Origin of the sequence: Faecalibacterium sp. I4-1-79 (genome assembly GCF_023347235.1) — a bacterium.
Lineage (GTDB): Bacteria > Bacillota > Clostridia > Oscillospirales > Ruminococcaceae > Faecalibacterium > Faecalibacterium tardum.
Map to the genome: position 1 here is coordinate 381,596 of NZ_CP094467.1, position 24,002 is coordinate 405,597.

A 24,002-nucleotide genomic window follows, 5' to 3' on the forward strand; every position below is an offset into this window, starting at 1 on the left:
GTACAAAAACCTTGTACACAAGTTTTACCGCTTTGCCCGGGTTGCGCCTTGAAAAGCCGCTATCCCTATTATATAATAAACATAGGAATCTGTAAAATTCTGTCCGCAGGTTTTTTCAGGCTACGGACGGTACAAAAATTTTCAGGAGGCAACACAGATGAAGATTCTGGTTATTAACTGCGGTTCTTCTTCCCTGAAGTATCAGCTGATCGATATGGACGGCGAGAAGGTGCTGTGCAAAGGCCTGTGCGAGCGCATTGGCATGGAGAGCAGCATGATCACTCACGAGGCCAACGGCACCAAGGCTACCACCCCGGCGATCTTCCCCACCCACACCGAGGCTTTTGCCGAGGTCGTGAAGAAGATGACCACCGGTGCAGGCAAGTGCATCAATGACGTGAGCGAGATCGACGCCATCGGTCACCGCGTCGTGCACGGCGGCGAGAAGTTCAAGAGCAGCTGCCTGATCACCGATGAGGTCATCAACACTCTGCGTGAGCTGAGCCCGCTGGCTCCCTTGCACAACCCCGCCGGTATTCTGGGTATCGAGGCCGCCCGCAAGGTGTTCGGCAACATTCCCATGGTGGCTGTGTTCGACACCGCTTTCCACAGCACCATGCCGCCGAAGGCTTATATGTACGCCATCCCCTACGAGTACTACGAGAAGTACGGCGTGCGCCGCTACGGCTTCCACGGCACCAGCCACAAGTACGTTGCCCACAAGGCAGCCGAGTATCTGGAGGAGCCCATTGAGCGCCTGAAGCTGATCACCTGCCATCTGGGCAACGGTTCTTCCATTGCCGCAGTCGATCAGGGCAAGGTGGTGGATACCTCCATGGGCATGACCCCGCTGGCCGGCCTGATGATGGGCACCCGCTGCGGCGACCTGGATCCCTCTGTGGTCAACTACCTGAAGTACACCCTGAACATCACCGGCCACGAGCTGGACGAGATCCTGAACAAGAAGTCCGGCCTGCTGGGCATCTCCGGTGTTTCCAGCGACAAGCGCGATGTGGAAGAGGCTGCCGCGGCCGGCAACAAGCGCGCACAGCTGGCTTCCGATATGCTGAACTACCAGATCAAAAAGACTATCGGCAGCTACATTGCAGCTATGGGCGGCGTGGATGCCATCGTCTTTACCGGCGGCATCGGCGAGCACGATGCCATTGCCCGTGCAAAGATCTGCCACCACATGGATTGGCTGGGCATCCGCATCGACACCGAGAAGAACAAGCACCCTGTTGGCGATGTGTGCGAGATCACCGCTTGGGGCGCAAAGGTGCGCACGCTGGTCATTGCTACCGACGAGGAGCTGATGATCGCCCGCGACACTAAGGAAGTCATCGAGAAGTAAGCTTTTCCCAAAGGGCTTTGCAGGGGCTGCTGCACAGAATGTGCGGCAGCCCCTTTTGTTTGTGTGAAAAAGTGGTTCAGAAACACCTGCAGGTGTTTCTGAACCACAAATCATAAATTATCTGCCGCTGCACAAAACCTGTGCAGCGCGCCGCTTTTCTATCTTCCGGCGGTGATTTTACCCAAATATATGCTGTCGGTTTGTGCCATGTGTACAAATAAAAGGGCGAACAGTTGTTTTTTGGTTGACAAATCTCAAAAATAACGGTACAATAGGAAAGTCCTCAATCCGAGGGCGTTTATCTATTCAAGCCCCTGGTAAGCTTACTGATCAGCGCGATGGTCCCAAAACCAAAGGTATGGTTACAATCCTTCCGTGGGCAAGAACTAACTAAAGAGGAGATACTACTATGTTTGAAGACAAGACTCTGGTCTGCAAGGACTGCGGTAAGGAATTTGTTTGGACTGCCGGCGAGCAGGAGTTCTACGCTTCTCGCGGCTTCGAGAACCAGCCCCAGCGCTGCAAGCCCTGCCGTGACGCCCGCAAGAACGGCGGCGCACGCAGCAACAGCGGTGAGCGTCAGATGTTCGACGCTGTCTGCGCAGCTTGCGGCAAGGCCTGCAAGGTTCCCTTCCAGCCCCGTGAGGACCGTCCGGTCTACTGCTCCGACTGCTTCGCTCGCATGAAGCAGAACTAAGCGCTGATTTTCATTTAAATCGGTAACAAAGCCCCCCGCTGCCAGTCGGCAGCGGGGGCTTTTTGCGTTTCTCTTCAGGGATGCTTGCGCTGATTTGCGCCCGAGAGCAGCAGCACCGTGCGGTACAGCCGCAGCTTGAGCAGCAGCAGCTTTATCCGGTCGTTCCGGCTTTGCATGACGTGCAGCGGGGTGCTGCGCACTGCTGTGTGCACGCGGGGCTTTTGCAAGGTGCTGCGCAGCCATGCGGTCTGCTCTGCAAGGGAAAGCGGACTGCACCCAAGGTTCTTGACCCCCATCATCAGATCGCGGACGGTGCAGTAGTTCGCCTTTGCGCGGTGCATGGGGCTGTTCTGCAAGCCCCACGCAGAAACGGTGTCCCACACGGCGTCACTGAGATAAAAGTTATCCTCCAACCGTTCCGGGTGGTAGCTGTTGGACAGACTGCCCCGCCGGGCAATCGTGTAGTGGTACAGCGGCTTTTCCAGCACCACCAGACAGCCGGGGTCCCTGCGATAGAAGGCTACGAAAAACAGCCCGTCCTCCCCCAGCTGATGGCAGGGAAAGCGCAGATGGTGCTGCTCCAGAAACGCTCTGCGGAACAGCTTATTGATGATCAGATACGAGGACGCCATCTCGTCAAAATGCTCCTTGAAGGGCTCGCCCCGGTACACGCCGGAGAGGGCGCAGCCGCTGGTCTGTGTGTGCAGCAGCTGGTCCTTTTCATCATAGCTGTCCAGATACAACCCAAACTCCACGCAGTCCGCATCCGCGTCCCGGACGGCGCTGTACAGCAGCTCTGCGGCGTCCGGCTCCACCCAGTCGTCCGGGTCCAGAAAGAAGATATATTCTCCCCGGGCGGCATCCAGACCCGCGTTGCGGGCAGCGGCTACGCCGCCGTTGGGCTGGTCGATAAAGCGAAAGCGCGCGTCCTCGGCAGCAGCCTGTGCGCATAGCGCGGCGCTACCGTCCTTGGAGCCATCGTTGATGAGGATGGCCTCGAAGTCGGTCAGGGTCTGCGCCCGCAGTGAGCGCAGCGCCCGGGGCAGCAGGCGTTCCATATTATAAATGGGTAGTATAAACGTAATACAGGGCATTGTTTTCACTCCTTGCTGTCACACTTCCTTCATCAGAATACGGATGCGGTCCCGCATCTCCTGCCGACTGTCCGGCATCCACACCTTGGGCTCCGGGGGCTTTTTGCGCTCCATGGCATAGGCAAGCGTCACCAGACGCAGCGCCATCGTACTCCAGAAATAAAAGGCGGTATTATCGGTCAGGTAGGTCACCGTCATATAGCCTAGCTCGGACAGATACAGCAACGTGGTCTCTTGGTCTGCATAGCGCTGCCAGAACAGCGGGGTCAGAACATACTGGATGCCGGACCAGAGCAGAAAACCGGGAAATCCTACCTCTACAAAGACCTTCAGGATGTCGTTGTGAAAAGGAATGGCCTGGTTGAGGAGTCCCGCATTGTACCACTGGGCAATGATGGTATCCACATATTCAAAGCCGTGGCCGAGATAGGTGATGGAAAATTCATAGTAGGGGTTTGCCATGCTCCACAGGTAGTCCCGTCCCATCATATCGATGCCAAAGCGCAGTAGAAGCGCTGTAATGATACCATTGCGCACACAATAGAGGAACGCCAGAAAAAACAGGATGTAGCACCCGCCCACTGCCGGGTAAAACCAGTTGGGGACTTTGCGCTTGCGAAGAAGCAGAGCGATCAAGATGAACAGGACCACTGCCGGGATGGCGATGCGCTTCATGCCGACCAGAAAAAACCAGCAGCAGAGCAGCAGATACCGCCGACGCTTGCGTTTTTCCTGCAGGGTGGAATGGGGCGCAAAGACGGCGTAATACAAAACCATCTGTCCGAACACAAAGGTCAGGTCGTGGATCTCCAGCTGCAGCGCATAGCCATCCGCATCGCCGAAGGTGACCAGACAGGTGATGAGAGACTGGAGGCTGGCTGCAAGACCGTAGCCGGGAATGCTCAGCAGCATGATGGCCGTGTTGGCAATGCAGATGCTGATGGTAAACAGGTCGATGGCTTTTTCCCGGAACAGATAGACCAGCGCCACGGCAGTGAGGATGGCAATGCTTTGGAACACAAGCTTGGAGCAGCTGCGGATCATGGAGGACACCGCAGCAAAGCTTTCGATCCAGATGACCATCGACCAGAAAAACAGTGCCGCCATCAGGGACATATACAGCAGGGTAGGCTTCCAGATCTCCCGGAGGCGTGTTTCGTCCGGGTAAAACAGAGTGTATAGCACCGCAAGCCCGATCACTCCCAGAGAGATGGCCTTGGGAAGGCCACCCAGCGTGGTGTTGATCGGCTTCCACTCTCCCAACCCTGCTCCGGCCAGAAAGAACACGCAGCTGATGGTCAGCAGTTTTTGCCACAGCGGGCTGTCCTTATAAAACAAAGAGGCCGGAGTTTTCCGGCTGTAATCCTTTTTGGTCAGGATCTGATCCAATGTGCGCATGAAAAAGGGTTCTCCTTTTGTAGCGGGTGTTCCCGCAGGTGACTTACGCTTCTCCGCTCAGCTGCAAGTACTGCTGCTGCAAGCGGGCGGCGGCGATGTTGATATCGTAGCCCGCCTGCCGGATCAGCTCTGCACCGGCAGAACGGTCGCAGGGCTGTTGGAGCATCCGCTGCAAGCCTGCCGCCCAGTCTGCATTGCTGGCAGAAAGCGGGATCTGGATGGCGCGGGGCGAAAGCAGCACCTCTTCCGGCACTGCGTCCGAAAATACGCATCCCAGCCCGGCGGCCTGCGCCTCGATGCCCACCACCGGCAGACCCTCGAAGCGGGAGGGCATGACAAAGAGATCCATCAACTGGTACCAGTCTGCCACATTGCTTTGCAGCCCGGCAAACAGGATATGGTCTGTGATGCCCAGTTCCTGTGCCTGTGCGCGGACAGCCGGTTCCAGCCTGCCGGTGCCGATGAGCACCAGCATCGCCCGGGGCTCCAGCTGCAAAAAGGCAGCAAAGATCTCCAGCAGACGTTCATGGTTCTTGCGGACGTCAAAGCGCCCTACATGGCCCAGCACCACCCGATCCTCCAGCCCGTAACGCGCCCGCATTTCCGCGCGGACGGCAGGGGTAAACCGGAAGGTCTCCGGCTCAATGGCGTTGGGAATGATCTGTCCCCGGCGCTCCCAGTCCGCCTTGCCGAAATAGTAGATGCCTGCGTCCCGGCCGCAGGCCCACAGGTGGGTGGCTGCGCCGGGCAGCAGCCGCTTGCAGAGCATCTTCAGCGGCCACTTATAGTCCCGGACGATCCAGATATTATGGGCGTGGGCAATGCGCACGGGCAGCCCCGCCTTCTCCGCGCCCTTCAGGGCGTACAGTCCCATGGCCTCGTTGTGGGCGTGCAGGATGCGGATGCGGGGGTCTGCGGCCACGGTCTGCTGCACAAAGCGCAGATATGCCGGGTAATGCAGCGGGTCAAGCCCCGGGCTTTGGTAGATATGCCCGCCCAGACGGCGGATCTCGTCGTCGTAGTCGCCGGGCTTTTTCTTGTTGACGATAAAATCAAACTGAACCTTGCTGCGGTCGATATGCCGGTAGTAGTTCATCAGCATGGTCTCGATCCCGCCGCGGTCCATATTGCTGACCGAATGCAGCACTCGTATCATAAATTTCTCCCTTTATCTGTGTTTGCAGCCCTTATGTCAGGTTTTCTGCGGCAGCAAGATACTGTCCATAGTTTTTCGCCGCCAGTGCCTGATGCAGTGCCAGCAGACGGCTGTCCTGCACGCAGATATCCTGTGGGGCGTAGTACGCAGCATACATCTGCTGCATCACCAGAAATGCCGCCTGCTGGACGGTTTCGTCCAAACGGGAGAGCCGGTACCATGCCAGCGCGATGTGCTGTAACAAAAGCTGCTGCACCTGCGCAGAGTGCACCTCTTTTTTCTGTGCCAGATCCGCCATCAGATACCGCATGATCCATACGGTATCCACTGCCTTTGCCTTTTTGCGGGAGCGCAGTGTGATGCCCAGCGGGTTCCGGGTATAGTTATAGACATACGCCGGAATCAGGTAATGGGCAGGCCGGAAAGGGCCGATGCAGAAGGCAAAGATCGTATCCTCGAACCAGTAGCCCTCCGGGAATTTCAGATGGGCGAAAATGCTGCTGCGGATCACCTTGCCCCATGCCATGCCATAGGGGGTCTGCCCGGTTTCGGCAGCGGATCCCTCCCGGTAGCCCGTCCGGCCAAAGACAAGGCCGTGCCCGGTAATGTTGACAAAGCCGCCCTGCACAATGTCGGCGTTCGTTTCCACCGCTTTGGACAGCAGCGCCTCTACGGCACCTTTGCGCAGCGTGTCGTCTGAGTCCACAAACAGGATGTACTTTCCCCGGATATGCTCCAGCGCGCGGTTTCGTGCCCCGGAAAGCCCGCGGTTAGATTGTGTAAGGATCTCTACCCGGGGGTCGGCGCGGTATCGCTCCAGCAGCTCCGGTGTTTTATCGGTAGAGCCATCGTTGACCAGTGACACAAAAAATGTATAGCCGGTCTTTTGTGAAAGAATCGAGTCCACACAGCGGACAATGGTGCGCGCAACATTGTAGCACGGTACAATAATGTGCAGGTCGTACTGCGGGATTATACGGTTGTCGGCCTGTATAGTCCCTGTGGGGATCGGTGCAAGAGCTTTCAGGTAGTTCTCTGCGGCAGCTGCATCGGGAAACGCCAGCGCAGACGGAGCAGCGCCGGTGTGCCGTTTCCCATGGGTCAGCTTTTTCAGCAATTGTTTCATCTAAGTTCTCCGGCTTTTTCAGGTTTCAGAAATTCCAAGGGCAGCGCCGCCCTCCTCTGCGGTCAGGGCCATTTTTTTCTGTGCGCAGCGCACAAGGTCGCGCACATGGTAGAGCTCCTCCTCCGAGGTGGTCGCCCATGCAGCGGTGAACAGGATGGGGTACTCCGGGTTCAGCTTGTTGTACTCGTCCACCTGACTTTGCAGGATGCGGATCATGACTTCTGCCTTCCGGCTGCTGCATTCATCAAAGAAGGCAAGGAACTTGCCCGCGCCGTTGTAGCCCACCGTGCCGTCGGTGTCGCCCATCAGCTGCAAAAGACCGGAAAAATCCTTCAGGATGCTGTCGCCCACATGGTAGCCGAAGCGACGGCTCATCTCAGTCAGGTTGTCCAACTGAAAGGCAAAGCAGGTATAATCCTCCGGCAGGATGCGGCCGGCCATGCCGGTGATGTACACATTGAGCTTTTCGCGGTTGGGCAGGCCGGTCTTTTTGTCCACATACAGCAGATAATCCACCACATCCGAGAGGCGTCCCAGCAGAACGGCACCGCAGCAGCCGATCACAAAGAACAGCACCAGCGCCAGCATCAGGTACAGCTTGACATTGATGGCGGCAGCCACCTGCACTGAGCTGATCATCTTCAGATAATCCGCGCTGATGTACAGGTTCAGCTCCTTGCTGCTGGTATTGATGATCTCGTAGTAGCTTTTCAGCTGCGCCTCGTAGTCATTGATCATGCTTTCCATTGCAGCATGCTGTTCGTCTGTACCGCCAAAATCCACGTTGCGGAAGCTTTGCAGGATCTCCTCCTGAAACTGCCGGTCGATCTGGCTGGCAGCCACCTGCTGTTCCAGCGACACCAGCTTCAGCACCAGACCGTCATAGGTGGTCTGTGCCTTATCGCCCGAGCCCTCCAGCTCGATGTTGTTCAGGATGTATTCTGCGGATACCACCTCGCCTTGGTCGGTAAAGTAGTTTTTCAGCAGGTCGGCGTTCTTGTACACATACTGGTCGGTCAGGTTCCACAGGCTGTCCCGCTGCTCGGTGGTGATCTGCTCGTCCTGCTTTGCAGTCTCAATGCAGTTGGCCAGATATTCCTGCAGCACCGTGCCGTCCCGCACCTGCGGGCCGTTGAGCACATAGGCGTACAGCGCCGGGATGGTGTATTTTTTGAAATCGGAATAGATATCGCACAGATCTGCATAGGTGTAGCCGGTGCGGGAGGAGCGGAAGTCTGGGTAATGTTCCCGCTTGCTCAGCAGGTAGTTCTGCATCTCGGTGGTATCGTTTTCCAGAATGCGGATGCACTCGTAGTAGTCGTAGCCGTTGTCCAGCAGATCGGACGAAGGGTTGAGCGAGAGCTTCTGCTCCACATATTTTTCCGTATAATAGGTGCAGTAGCTCTGGATGATAGCATCCAGCATATTGCGGGCATAGCCCGCGCCCAGCGCTCCGTCTACCACGAGGCTCACCTTGTAGGTGTCGGGGAAGTAGGTCACCTCTTCGCCCTTATCCAGTAAGGCATCATTGATGGTCTGCTGATCCTCTGGAATCACCGGGGTCACCGAAATGTTGGAACGGATGGCGCTCAGCTGCCCGGAAGCGCCCAGCGCATCCATGGCTTGCGAAATGACCGTGGAGGAATAGATCTCGTTGACGTCCAGATCGCTGCCGTCCGGGGTGTAGCCGTCCGAGATGCCGTCGTTGGTATAGCGGATGATGACAGAGGCTGTGTACATCTGCCGCCCGTCTGCATACAGGTAGATGGCGGCTGCACCTGCCAGCGCGACCAGAAAGATCAGGATGCTGAAACGCTTCAGATAGCGCAGGATCTCAAACTTTTTCATTTGTGGTGCCTTACCTTTCTGCGTTTCCGTTCGTGGAGCAGCCATGCGCCGCCCAGCATCACGGCAACAGACTCCATCAGGGTCTTTTTCAGGCTCAGCCGCTGAATAAAGGAGGCTGAACCATAGGCAAAGGTGATATAGTTCTGGGATTTATACTTGACGTAGGCTTTGTCCAGCACGAACAGCTGCTCCGAGATCTCGTTGATGGCAGCTTCCAGCTTGTTCACCATGGCCTGTGCCTCGGCCAAGCGCGGCTGCCCGGCGTCCAGCTCCCGGATCTTCTGGATCACATAGTTCGTGCTCACGATCTCGGACTGGTAATCGGTGGCATCGGACAGAGAAGCATCTGCCGCCCGCGCCAGCGCGTCCATAGCGGTCTTGGTGCGGGACATATAGTATTCGCTGTCCTCATCCACGGTGGGGATCATCATGATGGAGGTCATGGACTTTTCGTAGATGGAAATGCCCTTTTTATCGGCGTCATAATAAGCCTGCTGGGTGCGCATGGCAAGATCGTCGATCTTGTTCTTGTATTCCAGAATGCTGGTCAGCATGGACGGGTCGCGGGCAACGCCGCCCTCAATGACAAAGGCCATGGCATTGGGGAGATCGTAATCCACCAGATTGTTGATCTTTTTACCCAGCGTGGTAAAGTTGTTGGTGGCAGAGTCGGGGTTTGCCTCGTCCGTAAAGCTTTTGTTCTCCTGCAGACGAGCGTTCAGGTAGCGGTTCAGCCCCTCAGCGCGCACCTCCAGCTCGTTCAGCCGCAGATAAGGCTCACACGCAGAGGTCACTTCCAGCTTTTCCTTCAGCAGGCTCTGGTTGTCGCAGTAGTTGCTCTGAAAGATCTCCCGGTAGGATTCGCACACGCTCTGCAAAAGATCCGTAGCCTTGCGGCTGCCAAGCTCCAGCTTGCGGGCGTTGATGGAAAGATAGTAGTTGGTGCTGATATATTCGCTGCCGTTGGCGCTGCCGGTGCCTTCCGGGCTGAGATAAAGGCACTGGGCCAGCTGGGAGGCAGTCAGGCTGTCCTGCAAGCCCACCCGCCGGATGGCGCGTTCCATCACCTCGTCCGAAACGATCTCGTAGGCGTTGAAGCGGGTCTTGTTGGGGTTCATGCCCAGCGCAGCCTCGGAGTAATTGAAGGAGATGCTGGCGGTGGCGCTGTCCGCACTTTTGAAATAGTGAACCAGCCCGAACAGACAGCACAAGGTCAGCAGGCAGAGAAACAGGCGGTATTTATTTGTCCAGATATGGCGCAGCGCCTGTTTGATCTTTTCTTTGATGTCATCCATGGCATTCTACCCTTTTGCAGCGGCCTGCACGCGCGGTGCAGACTGCTTAGTCGATGTCAATGACCGAAAGCTCCGGCACGTTATTGATGCGGGGCACCCAGCTGGAATCGCCCAGTCCCCGGCTTACGATGAGGGTGGCGTTGTTGGCAAGCCCATAGCTGCCCCCGGCATAGTCGGGGAATAAGCCCTCCTCGGCACTGTAAAGCGGGCCGACCTTTGGCAGCCGCACGATGCCGCCGTGGGTGTGCCCGGCAAGGCCCAGCTCAAAGGAATAATTTTCCAGATGTTCGGTAAAGTAGGTGGGCACATGCGCCAGACAGATGCGCAGGTCATAGTCCGTCTGCTGCTCTGCGGCGTCCATAAAGGTACTGGCACCGTAGTTGTAAAAGTCCTTCGGGCTGCCCTCCACGCCCAGAATGCTGATGACATTGTCGTGGACGGTATAGCGCGCCTCTTCATTGCGCAGGATGGTCACCCCGGCGGCGGTGAACTTTTCCACCAGAGCCTGATCGCCGTTCAGAAAATACAGCTCGTCCTCGTGGTTGCCCATCACGCCGCACACCGGCGCGATCTCGCTCAGCTGGCTGCACAGGGAGAGCATATTATCATAGCTGGAACCTTCGCCGTAGGTCACAAGGTCGCCGCCCAGCAAAATCAGATCCGGGGCAAGGCTGCGGATATCCTGCACCAGATCGCAATTATCCTGCCCGTACTCCCGCAGATGTACATCGGTGAGAAAAACGACCCGGCAGCTCTGGGTCAGCTTGCGGGAATGGATCTGATAAAACTCTGCGGTATAGTGGGTACGGTTATAGCAGATATTCTGCCACAGCGCCCCGCCGATCAGAGCGAGCAGAGCAATAAAGATCAGCAGCGTCAGCAACACCTGCTTCCAGAGAGATGCTGCCCTCTGTGCGCCGCCGCTGTGTGTGTGTCTGCTGTTTTGCACTGCGCCTTTTCCGTGCTTTGCTTTGATAAAGGCCACATCCTTTCTGTGGGGGAACGTTGCATGGAGACGTGCACAGCACAAGGCCGCAGCTCATCTCTCTAAAAACGAATACAAGAATTGATATATAAAGAAATTATAACATATTTATAGTGAAAAGCAAAGAGTGCATCTCTGCCGTGAGCGGATTTCACATTTGGGAACTCCCATCAAAAAAGGGATGCCGCGCACGCAGCATCCCTTTTGTATATTTGCAGATCAATCGTCGTCGCTGTCCAGCTTGAGCACGGCGGTAAAGGCCTCGCTGGGCAGGGAAACGCTGCCCAGCTGACGCATCTTCTTTTTGCCTTCCTTCTGCTTTTCCAGCAGCTTCTTTTTACGGGAGATATCGCCGCCGTAGCACTTGGCCAGCACGTCCTTGCGCATGGCCTTGACCGTCTCGCGGGCAATGATCTTGCCGCCGATGGCTGCCTGTACCGGGATCTCGAACAGGTTGCGCGGGATGTTGTCCCGCAGCTTTTCGCAGATGCGGCGTCCCTTGGCGTAGGCGTTGTCCCGGAACACGATCATGGACAAAGCGTCCACGGGGTCGCCGTTGAGCAGAAAATCCAGCTTGACCAGATCGCTCTCGCGGTACTCCTTGAACTCGTAGTCGTAGCTGGCGTAGCCACGGCTGCGGCTCTTGATGGCGTCAAAGAAGTCGTACACGATCTCGCCCAGCGGCAGCGCGTAGTGCAGGTCCACTCGCACATCGTCCAGATACTTCATATCGATCAGCACGCCGCGCTTGCTCTGGCACAGATCCATCAGGCCGCCCACATAGTCATTGGGAGTGTACAGATGAACATCCACAAAGGGCTCTTCCTGTTTGACGATATTGCTGGGATCCGGGTAGCTGGAGGGGTTATCGATCATTTCCACTGTGCCGTCGGTCAGGGTCAGACGGTAGCGCACGCTGGGGGTGGTGGTGATGATATCCAGATCAAACTCCCGCTCCAGACGCTCGGTGATGATCTCCATGTGCAGCAGACCCAAGAAGCCGCAGCGGAAGCCGAAGCCCAGCGCGGCACTGGTTTCCAACTCAAAGGTCAGGGAGGCATCGTTCAGCTGCAATTTTTCCAGTGCGTCCTTCAGGTCGGGGTACTTGGCGCCATCGGCAGGGTAGATGCCGCAGAACACCATGGGCTTGACCTGACGGTAGCCGGGCAGCGCTTCTGCGGTGGGGCGCTCTGCCAGCGTGACGGTATCGCCCACGCGGGTGTCCTGTACCGTCTTGATGCTGGCGGTCAGGTAGCCTACCTCACCGGCCTGCAGCTGGGCACAGGGGGTCAGGGAGGTGGCGCCCATGTGACCCACCTCCACCAGCGTGAACTCTGCGCCGGTAGCCATCATGCGGATGGTGTCGCCGGGCTTTACCGTGCCCTCGAACACGCGGACGTAAACGATGACGCCCTTGTAGCTGTCATAGATGCTGTCGAAGATCAGCGCCTTTAAGGGTGCGTCCGGGTCGCCGGTGGGGGCGGGGATATCGCTGACCACACGCTCCAGCACCTGATCGACGTTCAGGCCGGTCTTGGCGGAGACGCGGGGCGCATCCATGCAGGGCAGACCGATCACGTCCTCCACCTCCTGTGCCACCTCGTCCGGGTGGGCGCTGGGCAGGTCGATCTTGTTCAGGATGGGCACCAGTTCCAGATCGTGCTCCAGTGCCATATAGGTGTTGGCCAGCGTCTGCGCTTCCACGCCCTGCGTGGCGTCCACCACCAGAATCGCGCCCTCACAGGCGGCCAGACTGCGGCTGACCTCGTAGGCAAAGTCCACATGACCCGGGGTGTCGATCAGGTTGAACTCGTAGGTCTTGCCGTCCTTTGCAGTATAGTTCATGGTCACGGCACGCGCCTTGATGGTAATGCCGCGCTCGCGCTCGATATCCATGTTGTCAAGGATCTGATCCTCCATGGTGCGCTCGTCCACGCTCTTGGTCAGTTCCAGAATGCGGTCGGACAGGGTGGATTTGCCGTGGTCGATATGTGCAATGATGCAGAAGTTGCGGATGTTGTCTCTTGCCATGTAGTTCCTCCGGGCAGCTTTATGCTTCTAAGATCCAGTCCTCCACGGCCACGATCTGTCCGTGGTCGCGGTAGACGCGGGGCACGCGGCGGGAAACGCCGCACAGCACTTCATAGGGAATGGTATCGGTCTTGCGGGCAATGGTCTCTGCGGTGTCGCTCACGGTGCCGCCCCACAGGATGGCTTCATCGTCCTCGCGCACTTCCGGCACATCGGTCACGTCCACCATCATCTGATCCATGCACACCCGCCCAAGTACCGGGCAGGCCTTGCCGTGGATCTCCACCACGCCCTTGCCGCAGCTCAAAAGCCGGGGGTAGCCGTCGGCATAGCCGGTGCAAAGGGTGGCTACCTTGGTGGGCTTTTCAGCGGTAAAGCGGCGGCCGTAGCTGGCGCACTGGCCGGGCTGCATCTCCTTGATCATGCTCACCACGGTCTTGAGGGTCATCACCGGCTTAAAGCGCCCAAAGCGTACCTCGTCGCTGGGGTCGTAGCCGTACAGGATGATGCCGGGGCGCGCCATGCAGCGCTCCCGGGGCAAGCCCTCCGGCCAGTCCGGGTGGAGCATGACCCCGGCAGAGTTATCGCAGTGTACAAGGGCAGGCTCCCGCCCGGCGGCCTTCAGTGCGTGGAAGGCTTTCACGAACAGTGCGTGCTGCTCGGCAGTATAGGCCACATTCTCCGGGGCGGTGTCATCGGCCACGGAAAAATGCTGGAACAGGCCGGTCATTTCCAGCCCGGGCAGCGCACAGGCTTCCAGCATCTCCCGGATGGCGGCGTCAAAATCGGTGCGCAGGGCAAAGCCGATGCGCCCCATACCGGTGTCGGCCTTGAGGTGGATGTGCACCCTGCCGCCTGCCGCCACGGCGGCTTCGCTCAGGGCGCGTGCCTGCGCAAGGGAGTAGCAGGCCACGGTGATGTCGTTCTGGATCAGGGCGGCGGCGTAGGCGGGCTGTACATGCCCCAGAATGAGGATGGGCAAAGTCTGCCCCGCCTTGCGCAGCTGCACAGCTTCGGTCAGACAGCTGACCGCCAGCCATGCGGCGCCCTCCTCGGCGAACACCCGGGCGCACTGTACCGCGCCATGGCCGTAGCTGTCCGCCTTGACCACTGCGCACAGGGGCAGTGCCCCTGCCCGGGCCTTTACCTCCCGGAAATTATACCGAAGGGCCTCGAGGTCGATCTCGGCCCAGACGTGTTTTTCAAACGGTTGTTTCTGCATGATCTGTTTCCTTTTTTGGTACGATAAAGCTGCCCCGGCCCGTGTGGACGGGACGCCAGCCGTCAATGCCGCTCTCCTGCAAGGCATGGAGGGTCTTTTGGCGGAAGGCGTGATCGGTGCGGCAGCGCTCCTGCACAAATTCTTTGGTCTGTTCCCGCACGGTAACGCCGTCGGCGGGGCAGCGGCTCTTCACGATGGGCAAGCCCGCCTCCCGCACGGCGCACTGCACCTCGTACTCGGTGGCCAGCAGCATGGGACGGATGAGGGTGAGATCCCGCTGGGAGAGGTAGGTCACCGGCGAGAAGCAGCCGATGCGTCCCTCCCGCCAGAGGTTCATATAAAAGGTCTCCACGGCATCGTCCAGATGATGCCCCAGCGCCACCTTGTTGCAGCCCAGCTCCTGCGCGGCGGTGTGCAGCGCGCCCCGCCGCAGCTTGGCACACAGGGCGCAGGGGTTCTTTTCCTTGCGGTACTCGAACACCACCGGGCCGATCTCGGTGCGGCGCACCTCGTAGGGGATGCCGTGCTGCCGGAACAGCTCTGCCAGCGCCGAGTAGTCCATGGGCTGATGGTCGAACTGCGGGTCCAGCGTGACCGCCACCACCTCGTAGTCAAAGCCGATGTACTTGCGCAGCATGGAAAGGCCAATGGTCAGCGCCACGCTGTCCTTGCCGCCGGAAACGCCCACCATCACCCGGTCGCCGGGGGCGATCATTTCATAGTCCTGTACGGCTTTGCGCATTAAACCGCAAAGCCGCTGCATTGCACGAAGATCACTCATGACAGGCTCACACTTTCTACCAGATTGACCACATCGCTGATGGACGCCAGCTTTGTCAGCGCTGAGACATAGACCACATCGCCGCTGTCGTAGGTGATGGTAGCCAGCACGGCGTAGTAGGTGCGGATATCGCAGCGCACCGCCTCTACCGCTGCACCCTCCACGGTCAGGTTGACCTTGCGGGGTTTGATGACGCCGTAAGCTTGTTTAAGGTCAGTTTCCGAATCCTCAATGAAGTTTTCGTAGCTGTCGGCGGTGCCCCGCTGTAACAAAACGGCCTGATAGTCTTCGTTGTCTGCCGTGTCAGCGGTAGCCAGCTCCAGCACGGTGCCAAGGGTGGGGTCCTCGGTCATGCGGCACACGCTCCACACGCTGCTGTCGTAGTAGACAGAGATGCCGTTCGTGCCGGTATAGTGGGTGTCAGGCGTCGCAGGGGTCTGCCGGTTCACCAGCAGGGTGAGCACCATGTAGGCTGCGATGCCCAGACAGATGAAGATGGCCATCGCTGTCAGCAGCTTGGAGCTGCGGCGCTGCGCCGAAGAAGTGCGGTCGATCTCATTTGGCATGGAAGTATTCTCCTTGTGTTGGCAAGGCGGCGGTACGCCGCCCATATCCTTTATAGTATACCACAACTGCAGCGGGATTTGTAGCGGGCAAATGGCAAAAATATGGCGGTGCGGGCAAAAAACTTTTACAAAAATCGAAATTCAGAAATCAAGAGAATTTGAGAGAAAACAAGCGATTTTGAGAGTTTCAAAAATTTCCGCTGAAAAAATCCAAAAATCATGTTGACAGGCGCGTTTTTGTGTTGTATACTGACACTCGCGCCCCAAAAGGACGCCTGAAACGTACAAAAAGCTTATCAGGAGGAAATAGATATGAGCACTACTCTCGTAAAGCCCGCTGAAGTCGAGCGTAAGTGGTACCTGCTCGACGCTACCGGCAAGAGCCTGGGCCACGTCGCTGCTGAGGCCGCTGTTCTGCTGCGCGGCAAGCAGAAGGTCGATTACACCCCCAACGTGGACTGCGGCGATTTCGTGGTTGTCATCAACTGCGACAAGGCTGTTCTGACCGGCAAGAAGGCCGAGCAGAAGTTCCACATCACCCACAGCAAGTACATCGGCGGCCTGAAGAAGGTCCAGTACAGCAAGCTGATGGCTGAGAACAGCGATCTGGCTATGACCTACGCTATCAAGGGCATGATCCCTTCCAACACCATCGGTGCTAAGGCTCTGACCCGCCTGCACTGCTACCAGGGTGCCGAGCACGCTCACGCTGCTCAGAAGCCCGAGAAGATCGAGTTCTAAGAAGGAGGCAATCGAATATGTACGAAACCAAACCTTATTTCTACGGCACTGGTCGTCGTAAGGATTCCGTTGCCCGCGTTCGCGTTTACACCGGCACCGGTAAGATCACCATCAACGATCGTGATATCGACAACTACTTCGGTCTGGAGACCCTGAAGCTGATCGTCCGTTCTCCGCTGGTCCTGCTGGGCCTGGAGGGCAAGTACGACGTCGTCGTCCGCGTTTCCGGCGGCGGTGTTTCCGGTCAGGCTGGCGCTATCCGTCATGGCCTGAGCCGCGCCCTGCTGCAGCAGAGCGACGAGAACCGTTCTGTGCTGAAGAAGGCTGGCTTCCTGACCCGCGATCCTCGTATGAAGGAACGTAAGAAGTACGGTCTCAAAGCAGCTCGTCGCGCACCTCAGTTCAGCAAGCGATAATCTACAGCTTAAAAATGCTAAAAAAGCCCGGAAATACGCTATTTTCCGGGCTTTTTCTATGCCCAAAATTCTGTCTGGACTGTTCGGTTTTGATGGGATTTGAACGGAAATTTATGGGTTTATAGTGGTCAAATTACTGGTGGACAAGCCCATTTTGACCTCTTATGGGTTAAATTACTGGTGGACAATAGGAGCAAATGAAGTCCAATTTTGCCATCGACAGACGAACACATACTTGACCGATTTACATAGAGCCTTGGCTCATTCTTTGAAAACGAGAATGGGTCGAGGCTCTATTTTTTTCGCCTGAAATCCGGCGAGACAAATTTGAGTAGGAGGTAACAGGTATGACGGATTTCAATCAGAAGACCCATGATACCGATGTGGGCAGTCATGGCGGACAGTCGAGGCAGATGATGGAGGTGTTCGAGAACCAGGAGTTTGGTTCGATCCGGTTGTTACAAGAGGCAGGCAAGACCTTCTTCTGTGCAAGCGATGTGGCGAAAGCGTTGGGGTATGTGAATCCCTACGCCGCAGTGAAACGCCATTGCAGAGACCCCCTAACGAAACGCGAGGGGGTCGTTCAGAAGGTGAATCAGTATGGGGATGCTGGAGAGCAGGTCGTTGAAATCTCCTTTATCACGGAAGGCGATGTTTACCGGCTGATCGTTCACAGCAAACTGCCATCGGCAGAACGATTTGAACATTGGGTGTTTGATGAAGTTCTCCCGTCCATCCGAAAGCATGGTGTGTATATGAGCGATTCCATTTTGGATCAGGTGATTCAGCACCCGGAGGTCATCTACACCCTGGCGCAGGAGCTTGTAGCCGAGAGGGAGCAGCTTGAAGGTATCCGCAAACAGCTGGATGCGGCACAGCCCAAGGCAGACTACTTTGATACCTTTGTGAATTCGGAGGACTGCACCTGCATCCGGAATTTCTGTAAGGAAATCGGAATCCCAGAGAAGACGGCAGTAGCTCTCTTACTGGATCACCGCTATCTGTACCGCAGTCCAAGCGGCTGGCTGATGCCTTTTGCAGACAAATCTGCAAGGGGCTATTTTATTGTCCGGGATTGCTACGGCAGAAGTGGAAAACTGGTGCAGCAGACGAGAGTGACCTGCAAGGGAAAGAATCATCTCTTCAAGTTGTTTAAGAAATGGGGTGTGATCGAATGACGCTTTTTACAGAGGGACGCCTTCAGGCGTTTGAACGCATGATGCAGGATACCGGCAAATACCATCGACGGGAGGACAGCGAAGATCGTCCGCGCAAATGTCCGAAGAAAAAAACGGAGCCTGCGAAAAAGGATGGTGAGCACCATGCCGGTATTCAGGGTTGAGAAAAACAGCAATTACACAACGATGTGCAATTACCACCTGCGGGATCAGGGTCTCAGCCTGAAAGGAAAAGGACTTCTCTCTATGCTGCTTAGTTTACCGGACACATGGAACTATTCGGTACGGGGATTATCTTCGATTACACCGGATGGCGTAGATGGGGTGCTTACAGCTCTGAAAGAACTGGAACGTCTTGGATATCTGGAAAGGAACCAGCAGCGTGAGAGTAACGGTCGGATGGGCAGAGCGGAGTATGTGATCTATGAGATGCCAAGGAAAAAGCCGTGTTCGGAATCACCGTGTACGGAAAATCCGTATACGGTAAATCCGGATACGGACACACCGGTTACGGAAAAGCCCGCGCAATTAAGTACTAATAGAACAAGTACTGAAACAATCAATAAAAGAGAGAAGAAGGAAATCCAGCACCGGTATGGCTCATACGAAAATGTCCTTCTCTCTGACACGGAATACGGCAAGCTCCGGCAGGAGTTCCCAGGAGATTATCAGATGCGGGTGGAACGGCTCTCTGAGTATATGGCTTCCACCGGCAGGAGCTACAAAAATCACCTTGCCACAATCCGGAGCTGGGCAAAGAGAGAAAAGCCGAAGTATAACCCGGCAGACTACACATTTGAGGAAGGAGACAGCCTATGAGCGACATGGTGCCTGAAGTATTGAATGCGGCGTTGGATTCGCTCTTTACGCCGAAAGAACCCGGAGAGCAGGAATACCAGGGCGTGGACGGACTGCTGTATTGCCGGAACTGTCATACTCCGGTGCAGTGCAGGGTAAAGCTCTGGGGCAGAGACAAGATTGTTCCCTGCCTTTGCAGATGCCAGCAGGAAGCGATGGCGGAAAAGAAACGCCAGGATGAACTGGTGGAGCGGCAGCGTAAAATCAGGCAGCTGAAAGCAACTGGGATTCAGGAAAAGCATCTTCTGGAATGGAATTTTGGCGTTGCAGAAGACAACAAGGACATCCAGATGGCAAAACGTTATGTGGAGCAGTGGAAAAAGGTCAAGGCTGAAAACCTTGGCCTTTTGTTATGGGGAGATGTCGGAACCGGAAAGTCCTTTGTGGCGGCATGTATAGCAAATGCGCTGCTGGATCAGGGCATTCCGGTTTTGATGACGAACTTCTCCAAAATCCTGAACCAGATGGGTGCCATGTATTCGGAAGAACGATACCGGTATATCGCTTCGTTTTCCAACTATTCTTTGCTGATTCTGGATGATCTGGGAATTGAGCGCAGCACCGAATATGCGCTGGAGCAGGTCTACGCTGTCATTGACGAGCGGTATAAGTCCGGGCTTCCGGTCATTATCACAACCAATCTGAAAATTGCAGAAATCCGCAATCCGCAGGATGTGGCATACGCCCGGATTTACAGCAGGATTCTGGAAATGTGTACGCCGGTGCGAATCAGCGGAGAGGACCGCAGAAAGAGCATTGGAAAAGAAAAACAGCAGGTCGTTAAGGAGGTACTTGATCTATGAAGTGCAAGGCAAAAAAGGCGTTTTTCGCAGGTAAGAATGACATCTATCACCGCTGGAAGGAGGTTAAGAATCTGAATGGCAAAAGCAAAAACCAGTATTACAACAGAAAACCGCAGTGGCTCAGCTGCCGACGCAGCGGCTAAGGAGCAGCGGACGGAGATGCCGCTTTCTGACCTGCATCCCTTTGAAGGACATCCCTTTAAGGTGCTGGACGATGAGCTGATGGAACAGACTGTGGAGAGCATCAAGCAGATCGGTGTGGTATCACCACTGATTGTCCGACCTGACCCGGAAGGCGGATTTGAAATTCTTTCAGGACACCGCAGACTTCATGCGGCTCAGCTGGCAGGTTTGGAGACTGTGCCGGTCATCGTCAAGGAAATGGACGATGATGCAGCAATCATCTTTATGGTGGACAGCAACTTGCAGCGGGAGAATATTCTTCCCAGCGAGAGAGCGTTTTCCTACAAGATGAAGTTGGAGGCGATGAAACATCAGGGAACAAGAAACGACCTTGAAACAACTTCCCGACAAGTTGTCGGGAAGTTAGAAGCTGCGGATACCATCGGAGAGCAAACAGGTGAAAGCGGACGACAGGTTCAGCGGTTTATCCGCCTTACCAATCTGATTCCTGAAATTCTGGACATGGTGGATGAGAAGAAAATCGCCTTCAATCCGGCGGTAGAGCTGTCTTATCTGAAACCATCTGAACAGAAGGAATTTCTGGAGGCAATGGACTATGCACAGGCATCTCCATCCCTGTCGCAGGCACAGCGGCTGAAAAAGCTCTCGCAGGAGGGCGGCTGTACCTTGGATGCCATGTGTGAAGTGATGAATGAAATCAAAAAGGATGAGCTTGACCATGTGACGATTAAAAACGAGGTTCTTCGGAAGTATTTCCCGAAATCCTATACGCCGAAGCAGATGCAGGACACGATTATCCGGCTGCTGGAAAAGTGGCAGCGAAGTAAACAACGAGATATGGAACGATGAGAAGGAGATTTTTATGATGATGAACTTTAAGAAGAATCAGAACAACGCAGTGTGCAGCATGGATTGCAAGAACTGCCCGAATGGTGCATCGCAGCCGAATCCGATGGATGATTCCATGTTTGAGAAGTCCATTGCGATGCTTCATAACTGGGTGATGCTGGAGGCAATCCGTGAAGATCACCCGAAGGAACGCATTGTGATGGTGATCCTGCCGGGGGCTGGCGGCGAACTTCTGACCGAGGCTGGCAGTCGAGACATCTTTGAGGATGTTTACGATGAGATGGAGGCTGATCTGGTGGCAGATGGGGAACTGCTTCTCCATTATGATAAGAGCGATGTGATCGAGACTGACAGAACCCGCTATCTGTTGGGAGCTGCGGAGGTTTCGGAAATCGACCAGAACGGCAACGAATGCAGCATCAATCTGTTTACGCTGGAACGCACCATCGACTATGTGAACGAGAACCTGACGGTGGTTTCCATTGGCGGCGAGTTGGTTCCAGCACTGCGCCTGATCTAAGGAGGTGCCTATGAAGAAATTTGATGTGGAGATTACAGAGACTCTCCAGAGAAAGGTTTCCGTGGAAGCTGCCTCACAGGAAGATGCGGAACGCATGGTGACGCAGGCGTGGAACAATCAGGACTATGTTCTGGATTCCGGCGATTTCACTGGTGTGGATTTCAAGACCGTTGGAGAACATGAATTGGCAGAGACCAGGACAATGGATGTGCTGCTGGTACAGCCCAATGCCTATCCGAAGAAAATCAGTGTTGGCACGGAGCTGGAAGATTTGCAGGCCATGGTCGGCGGCGATATTGAAGTAACCTATCCATTTGAGGATGAAGTGGCCATTATTCTGAATGAATCCGGCAAAATCAATGGTCTGCCGCTGAACCGTGCGATTTACACCGAAGACGGGGATATGCAGGACATTTATGCCGGTGATTTTCTGGTGGTAGGGCTGACAGAGGATGACTTTGGTTCTCTGACTTCGGAGCAGATGCAGAAATTTGAGGAACAGTTCCATCAGCCCCAGATGTTCGTTCGTATGGGTCGCAGCATCATGGCGATTCCGGTTCCGGATGACATGGTGAAGAAGATGGAGGAAAAGGCTGCAAAGCCCCAAGAAAAGAGCAAACCTGCACCGGACCGGGATAGTTTGTAAGGAAGGAGGCGGAGATTCATGCAGGAAGAAGTTGAAAATCGTACCGTCAATCTGGCAATCAGCACCACGAAATTGACCTTTCGCACCATCGTGAATGGCTATAATGCGTGGAAACGGCACCATCAGGCAAAGGTGGCTCAGAAAACAGCGCAGCTGCCGGTTGGAAAGCAGAGCATCAAAGAACTGATCGGTCAGAATCAGGGAGTCAGCAGTATCCCCATTGAGAAAACGGATTTGAAAGGCTTTGAACAGGTGGCACGGAAATATGGTGTGGATTATGCCATTACGAAAGACCAAAATGTAATGCCACCCAAGTACACGGTGTTCTTTAAGGCGAAGGATGCGGATGCACTGACTTCCGCTTTTGAGGAATTCACCAACCGAAAGCTGAAAACAAAGGAAAAACCGAGTGTTCTGGAGCAGCTTAACAAGCTCAAAGAGCTGGTTGCTGCAATTCTTCCGGATAAGGTTCGCCACAAAAGTCAGGAGCGTGATCTATGAGTAATAAGACAAAGAAGCAGCTGCTCCTGAACCTGCCGTACTTCATTGCCGGTCTTGTATGTACCAATCTGGGAGAAGCGTGGAGAATTGCCGAGGGCGCAGACATGTCTGAAAAGCTCCTCGGCTTTCTTTCTGCCCTGGGTGCAGCCTTTTCCAATCCGATGCCAAGTCTGCATCCGATGGATTTGCTGATTGGTGTGTGCTGCGGAGCGGGTTTGCGGCTTGCTGTGTACCTGAAAGGCAAAAATGCCAAGAAATATCGCCATGGCATGGAGTATGGCTCTGCTCGTTGGGGTACGCAGAAAGACATCGAACCGTTTGAAGATCCGGTGTTTGCAAACAATGTGATTCTGACCCGGACGGAGCGGCTGATGATGGGCAATCGCCCGAAGAATCCGGCAAATGCCAGAAACAAAAATGTGCTTGTGGTGGGCGGTTCCGGCAGCGGTAAGACCCGATTTTGGCTCAAACCCAACCTTTTACAATGTCACAGTTCCTATGTGGTCACTGACCCGAAAGGCGATATCGTAATCGACTGCGGCCAAGCCCTTTTGAAGAATGGATACAGCATCCGGATCTTTAACACCATCAATTTCAGAAAGTCGATGCATTATAATCCCTTCGCGTATATTCACAGCGAAAAGGATATTTTGAAGCTGACCACAACCCTCATTGCCAACACCAAAGGGGACGGCAAGGCCGGTGACGAATTCTGGACGAAGGCAGAGACCTTGCTGTATTGTGCTTTGATTGGTTATATCCACTATGAGGCACCGCTGGAAGAGCAGAACTTTGCAACACTGATTGAATTCCTGAATGCGATGGAAGTACGCGAGGATGATGAAACCTTTCAGAATCCAGTGGATCAGATGTTTGAAGCTCTGAAAAAGAAAAAACCGAACCACTTTGCTGTCCGCCAATATGCCAAATTCAAGCTGGCGGCGGGCAAGACCTTAAAGTCGATTCTTGTGAGCTGCGGTGCACGTCTGGCTCCCTTCGATATTGAGGAAGTCCGCGATATCACCATGTACGATGAGCTGTCGCTGGATACGGTGGGAGATAAGAAAACGGCTCTGTTCCTCATTATGAGCGATACAGACCCGACTTTTAATTTCCTGATTTCGATGATCTATACACAGCTGTTTAACCTGCTGTGCGAGAAAGCGGATGATGTCTACGGCGGCAGATTGCCGGTGCATGTGCGCTGCCTGATTGATGAGTGTGCGAACATTGGTCAGATTCCGAATCTGGAAAAGCTGGTAGCCACCATCCGATCAAGAGAAATCTCGGCATGTCTGGTACTTCAGGCACAGAGCCAGTTGAAGGCAATCTACAAGGACAATGCCGATACCATCATCGGCAATATGGATTCTCGTATTTTCCTTGGCGGTTCGGAGCCGACTACGCTAAAAGAGCTGAATCAGGCACTGGGAAAAGAAACGATTGATCTGTACAACACTTCCGATACCAGAGGCAATAGCCCATCTTACGGCACCAATTACCAAAAGGTTGGGCATGACCTGGCTTCGGTGGATGAACTGGCTGTGCTGGATGGCGGAAAGTGCATTTTGCAGCTGCGCGGTGTCAGACCGTTCAAGTCAGATAAATACGATCTGACCCAGCATCCGAACTACAAGCTCACTGCCGGTGCTGATAAGAAAAACACGTTCAGCATCGAGGCGTTTCTCGATCATCGGCTGAAGCTCAAGCCCGGTGATAAGTACGAAGTGGTTGACGCAGATCATGCCAAGTAAGGTTGCTCTGACGGCGAAGATGTCATGGGTGCGCTGCTG

General features: G+C 55.3%; 24 protein-coding genes. 13 read left to right on the top strand and 11 right to left on the bottom strand.

The window, feature by feature from the left end; all coding sequences use genetic code 11:
* The first annotated feature begins 157 nt into the window (after nt 1-157).
* Together MTP36_RS01840 and MTP36_RS01845 are read left to right on the top strand one after the other, a co-directional pair.
* Nucleotides 158-1,354, top strand: coding sequence for an acetate/propionate family kinase (locus MTP36_RS01840; protein WP_005921122.1), 1,197 nt, complete (start codon nt 158-160; stop codon nt 1,352-1,354).
* Nucleotides 1,355-1,763: 409 nt separating this feature from the next.
* A complete protein-coding gene (locus MTP36_RS01845) occupies nt 1,764-2,051 on the top strand; it encodes a zinc-ribbon domain containing protein (protein WP_005921120.1) in 288 nt (95 codons plus the stop codon).
* Between the two features lie 74 nt (nt 2,052-2,125).
* Here MTP36_RS01845 and MTP36_RS01850 read toward each other — a convergent pair whose 3' ends face one another.
* The 11 genes from MTP36_RS01850 to MTP36_RS01900 all read right to left on the bottom strand — a co-directional run bounded on the left by MTP36_RS01850 (nt 2,126) and on the right by MTP36_RS01900 (nt 15,553).
* On the bottom strand, nt 2,126-3,145 hold the full coding sequence (locus MTP36_RS01850; protein ID WP_249253110.1) for a glycosyltransferase family 2 protein: 1,020 nt from the start codon (nt 3,143-3,145) through the stop codon (nt 2,126-2,128).
* 18 nt (nt 3,146-3,163) lie between these two features.
* Nucleotides 3,164-4,543 (bottom strand): O-antigen ligase family protein, encoded by a 1,380-nt coding sequence (locus tag MTP36_RS01855; protein WP_249253111.1) that lies wholly within the window; start codon nt 4,541-4,543, stop codon nt 3,164-3,166.
* A gap of 43 nt (nt 4,544-4,586) precedes the next feature.
* Entirely contained in the window at nt 4,587-5,699 is a 1,113-nt protein-coding gene (locus tag MTP36_RS01860; protein WP_249253113.1) for a glycosyltransferase family 1 protein, read from the bottom strand.
* Nucleotides 5,700-5,730: 31 nt separating this feature from the next.
* On the bottom strand, nt 5,731-6,825 hold the full coding sequence (locus MTP36_RS01865) for a glycosyltransferase family 2 protein (RefSeq protein ID WP_249253123.1): 1,095 nt from the start codon (nt 6,823-6,825) through the stop codon (nt 5,731-5,733).
* A gap of 18 nt (nt 6,826-6,843) precedes the next feature.
* Nucleotides 6,844-8,673 carry a GGDEF domain-containing protein gene (locus MTP36_RS01870; protein WP_249253125.1) on the bottom strand — a complete coding sequence of 610 codons (1,830 nt, stop codon included), beginning with the start codon at nt 8,671-8,673 and terminating at the stop codon, nt 6,844-6,846.
* Nucleotides 8,670-9,968, bottom strand: coding sequence for a hypothetical protein (locus MTP36_RS01875; protein ID WP_249253127.1), 1,299 nt, complete (start codon nt 9,966-9,968; stop codon nt 8,670-8,672). Before MTP36_RS01875 ends, MTP36_RS01870 begins: the two co-directional genes overlap by 4 nt.
* Nucleotides 9,969-10,014: 46 nt before the next feature.
* Nucleotides 10,015-10,917 carry a metallophosphoesterase gene (locus MTP36_RS01880; protein WP_249253136.1) on the bottom strand — a complete coding sequence of 301 codons (903 nt, stop codon included), beginning with the start codon at nt 10,915-10,917 and terminating at the stop codon, nt 10,015-10,017.
* Between the two features lie 255 nt (nt 10,918-11,172).
* Nucleotides 11,173-12,984, bottom strand: coding sequence for a translation elongation factor 4 (gene lepA, locus MTP36_RS01885; RefSeq protein ID WP_249253144.1), 1,812 nt, complete (start codon nt 12,982-12,984; stop codon nt 11,173-11,175).
* Between the two features lie 19 nt (nt 12,985-13,003).
* A complete protein-coding gene (alr, locus tag MTP36_RS01890) occupies nt 13,004-14,206 on the bottom strand; it encodes an alanine racemase (RefSeq protein WP_097783053.1) in 1,203 nt (400 codons plus the stop codon).
* Nucleotides 14,187-14,987 (bottom strand): tRNA 2-thiocytidine biosynthesis TtcA family protein, encoded by an 801-nt coding sequence (locus MTP36_RS01895; protein ID WP_005921098.1) that lies wholly within the window; start codon nt 14,985-14,987, stop codon nt 14,187-14,189. Before MTP36_RS01895 ends, alr begins: the two co-directional genes overlap by 20 nt.
* Complete coding sequence (locus MTP36_RS01900; RefSeq protein ID WP_249253145.1) at nt 14,984-15,553, bottom strand: hypothetical protein; 570 nt, start codon at nt 15,551-15,553, stop codon at nt 14,984-14,986. The genes MTP36_RS01895 and MTP36_RS01900 overlap by 4 nt, the downstream gene beginning before the upstream one ends.
* Before the next feature lie 312 nt (nt 15,554-15,865).
* On the opposite strand from MTP36_RS01900, the gene rplM reads away from it, so the two are divergent.
* The 11 genes from rplM to MTP36_RS01955 all read left to right on the top strand — a co-directional run bounded on the left by rplM (nt 15,866) and on the right by MTP36_RS01955 (nt 23,963).
* Nucleotides 15,866-16,294, top strand: a complete 429-nt coding sequence (gene rplM, locus MTP36_RS01905; RefSeq protein WP_055185524.1) for a 50S ribosomal protein L13 — start codon at nt 15,866-15,868, stop codon at nt 16,292-16,294.
* Nucleotides 16,295-16,311: 17 nt separating this feature from the next.
* On the top strand, nt 16,312-16,710 hold the full coding sequence (gene rpsI, locus MTP36_RS01910) for a 30S ribosomal protein S9 (RefSeq protein ID WP_005929995.1): 399 nt from the start codon (nt 16,312-16,314) through the stop codon (nt 16,708-16,710).
* 347 nt (nt 16,711-17,057) lie between these two features.
* The gene (locus MTP36_RS01915; RefSeq protein WP_118727981.1) at nt 17,058-17,888 is read left to right on the top strand and encodes a phage antirepressor KilAC domain-containing protein; all 831 of its coding nucleotides are present in this window, start codon (nt 17,058-17,060) and stop codon (nt 17,886-17,888) included.
* Nucleotides 17,885-18,052, top strand: a complete 168-nt coding sequence (locus MTP36_RS01920) for a hypothetical protein (protein WP_002576412.1) — start codon at nt 17,885-17,887, stop codon at nt 18,050-18,052. Before MTP36_RS01915 ends, MTP36_RS01920 begins: the two co-directional genes overlap by 4 nt.
* Nucleotides 18,021-18,707: a helix-turn-helix domain-containing protein gene (locus MTP36_RS01925; protein ID WP_442900236.1), complete on the top strand. Its 687-nt coding sequence runs from the start codon at nt 18,021-18,023 to the stop codon at nt 18,705-18,707. The genes MTP36_RS01920 and MTP36_RS01925 overlap by 32 nt, the downstream gene beginning before the upstream one ends.
* Nucleotides 18,704-19,549 carry an ATP-binding protein gene (locus tag MTP36_RS01930; protein ID WP_005929990.1) on the top strand — a complete coding sequence of 282 codons (846 nt, stop codon included), beginning with the start codon at nt 18,704-18,706 and terminating at the stop codon, nt 19,547-19,549. Before MTP36_RS01925 ends, MTP36_RS01930 begins: the two co-directional genes overlap by 4 nt.
* A gap of 159 nt (nt 19,550-19,708) precedes the next feature.
* Nucleotides 19,709-20,542, top strand: coding sequence for a ParB/RepB/Spo0J family partition protein (locus MTP36_RS01935; RefSeq protein WP_442900281.1), 834 nt, complete (start codon nt 19,709-19,711; stop codon nt 20,540-20,542).
* A gap of 13 nt (nt 20,543-20,555) precedes the next feature.
* Complete coding sequence (locus MTP36_RS01940; RefSeq protein ID WP_098923465.1) at nt 20,556-21,062, top strand: hypothetical protein; 507 nt, start codon at nt 20,556-20,558, stop codon at nt 21,060-21,062.
* Nucleotides 21,063-21,072: 10 nt separating this feature from the next.
* Nucleotides 21,073-21,708: a DUF3846 domain-containing protein gene (locus MTP36_RS01945; RefSeq protein WP_002576407.1), complete on the top strand. Its 636-nt coding sequence runs from the start codon at nt 21,073-21,075 to the stop codon at nt 21,706-21,708.
* Nucleotides 21,709-21,726: 18 nt separating this feature from the next.
* Nucleotides 21,727-22,209 carry a PcfB family protein gene (locus MTP36_RS01950; protein ID WP_097772871.1) on the top strand — a complete coding sequence of 161 codons (483 nt, stop codon included), beginning with the start codon at nt 21,727-21,729 and terminating at the stop codon, nt 22,207-22,209.
* Complete coding sequence (locus tag MTP36_RS01955; protein ID WP_112120892.1) at nt 22,206-23,963, top strand: VirD4-like conjugal transfer protein, CD1115 family; 1,758 nt, start codon at nt 22,206-22,208, stop codon at nt 23,961-23,963. Before MTP36_RS01950 ends, MTP36_RS01955 begins: the two co-directional genes overlap by 4 nt.
* The last annotated feature ends 39 nt before the right edge of the window (nt 23,964-24,002 follow it).

Bases quoted from the DNA above. Each gene is read 5' to 3' on its own strand.
- MTP36_RS01840 (WP_005921122.1), top strand. From the start codon at position 158: ATGAAGATTCTGGTTATTAACTGCGGTTCTTCTTCCCTGAAGTATCAG.
- MTP36_RS01845 (WP_005921120.1), top strand. From the start codon at position 1,764: ATGTTTGAAGACAAGACTCTGGTCTGCAAGGACTGCGGTAAGGAATTT.
- MTP36_RS01850 (WP_249253110.1), bottom strand. From the start codon at position 3,145: ATGCCCTGTATTACGTTTATACTACCCATTTATAATATGGAACGCCTG.
- MTP36_RS01855 (WP_249253111.1), bottom strand. From the start codon at position 4,543: ATGCGCACATTGGATCAGATCCTGACCAAAAAGGATTACAGCCGGAAA.
- MTP36_RS01860 (WP_249253113.1), bottom strand. From the start codon at position 5,699: ATGATACGAGTGCTGCATTCGGTCAGCAATATGGACCGCGGCGGGATC.
- MTP36_RS01865 (WP_249253123.1), bottom strand. From the start codon at position 6,825: ATGAAACAATTGCTGAAAAAGCTGACCCATGGGAAACGGCACACCGGC.
- MTP36_RS01870 (WP_249253125.1), bottom strand. From the start codon at position 8,673: ATGAAAAAGTTTGAGATCCTGCGCTATCTGAAGCGTTTCAGCATCCTG.
- MTP36_RS01875 (WP_249253127.1), bottom strand. From the start codon at position 9,968: ATGGATGACATCAAAGAAAAGATCAAACAGGCGCTGCGCCATATCTGG.
- lepA (WP_249253144.1), bottom strand. From the start codon at position 12,984: ATGGCAAGAGACAACATCCGCAACTTCTGCATCATTGCACATATCGAC.
- alr (WP_097783053.1), bottom strand. From the start codon at position 14,206: ATGCAGAAACAACCGTTTGAAAAACACGTCTGGGCCGAGATCGACCTC.
- MTP36_RS01895 (WP_005921098.1), bottom strand. From the start codon at position 14,987: ATGAGTGATCTTCGTGCAATGCAGCGGCTTTGCGGTTTAATGCGCAAA.
- MTP36_RS01900 (WP_249253145.1), bottom strand. From the start codon at position 15,553: ATGCCAAATGAGATCGACCGCACTTCTTCGGCGCAGCGCCGCAGCTCC.
- rplM (WP_055185524.1), top strand. From the start codon at position 15,866: ATGAGCACTACTCTCGTAAAGCCCGCTGAAGTCGAGCGTAAGTGGTAC.
- rpsI (WP_005929995.1), top strand. From the start codon at position 16,312: ATGTACGAAACCAAACCTTATTTCTACGGCACTGGTCGTCGTAAGGAT.
- MTP36_RS01915 (WP_118727981.1), top strand. From the start codon at position 17,058: ATGACGGATTTCAATCAGAAGACCCATGATACCGATGTGGGCAGTCAT.
- MTP36_RS01920 (WP_002576412.1), top strand. From the start codon at position 17,885: ATGACGCTTTTTACAGAGGGACGCCTTCAGGCGTTTGAACGCATGATG.
- MTP36_RS01925 (WP_442900236.1), top strand. From the start codon at position 18,021: ATGGTGAGCACCATGCCGGTATTCAGGGTTGAGAAAAACAGCAATTAC.
- MTP36_RS01930 (WP_005929990.1), top strand. From the start codon at position 18,704: ATGAGCGACATGGTGCCTGAAGTATTGAATGCGGCGTTGGATTCGCTC.
- MTP36_RS01935 (WP_442900281.1), top strand. From the start codon at position 19,709: ATGCCGCTTTCTGACCTGCATCCCTTTGAAGGACATCCCTTTAAGGTG.
- MTP36_RS01940 (WP_098923465.1), top strand. From the start codon at position 20,556: ATGATGATGAACTTTAAGAAGAATCAGAACAACGCAGTGTGCAGCATG.
- MTP36_RS01945 (WP_002576407.1), top strand. From the start codon at position 21,073: ATGAAGAAATTTGATGTGGAGATTACAGAGACTCTCCAGAGAAAGGTT.
- MTP36_RS01950 (WP_097772871.1), top strand. From the start codon at position 21,727: ATGCAGGAAGAAGTTGAAAATCGTACCGTCAATCTGGCAATCAGCACC.
- MTP36_RS01955 (WP_112120892.1), top strand. From the start codon at position 22,206: ATGAGTAATAAGACAAAGAAGCAGCTGCTCCTGAACCTGCCGTACTTC.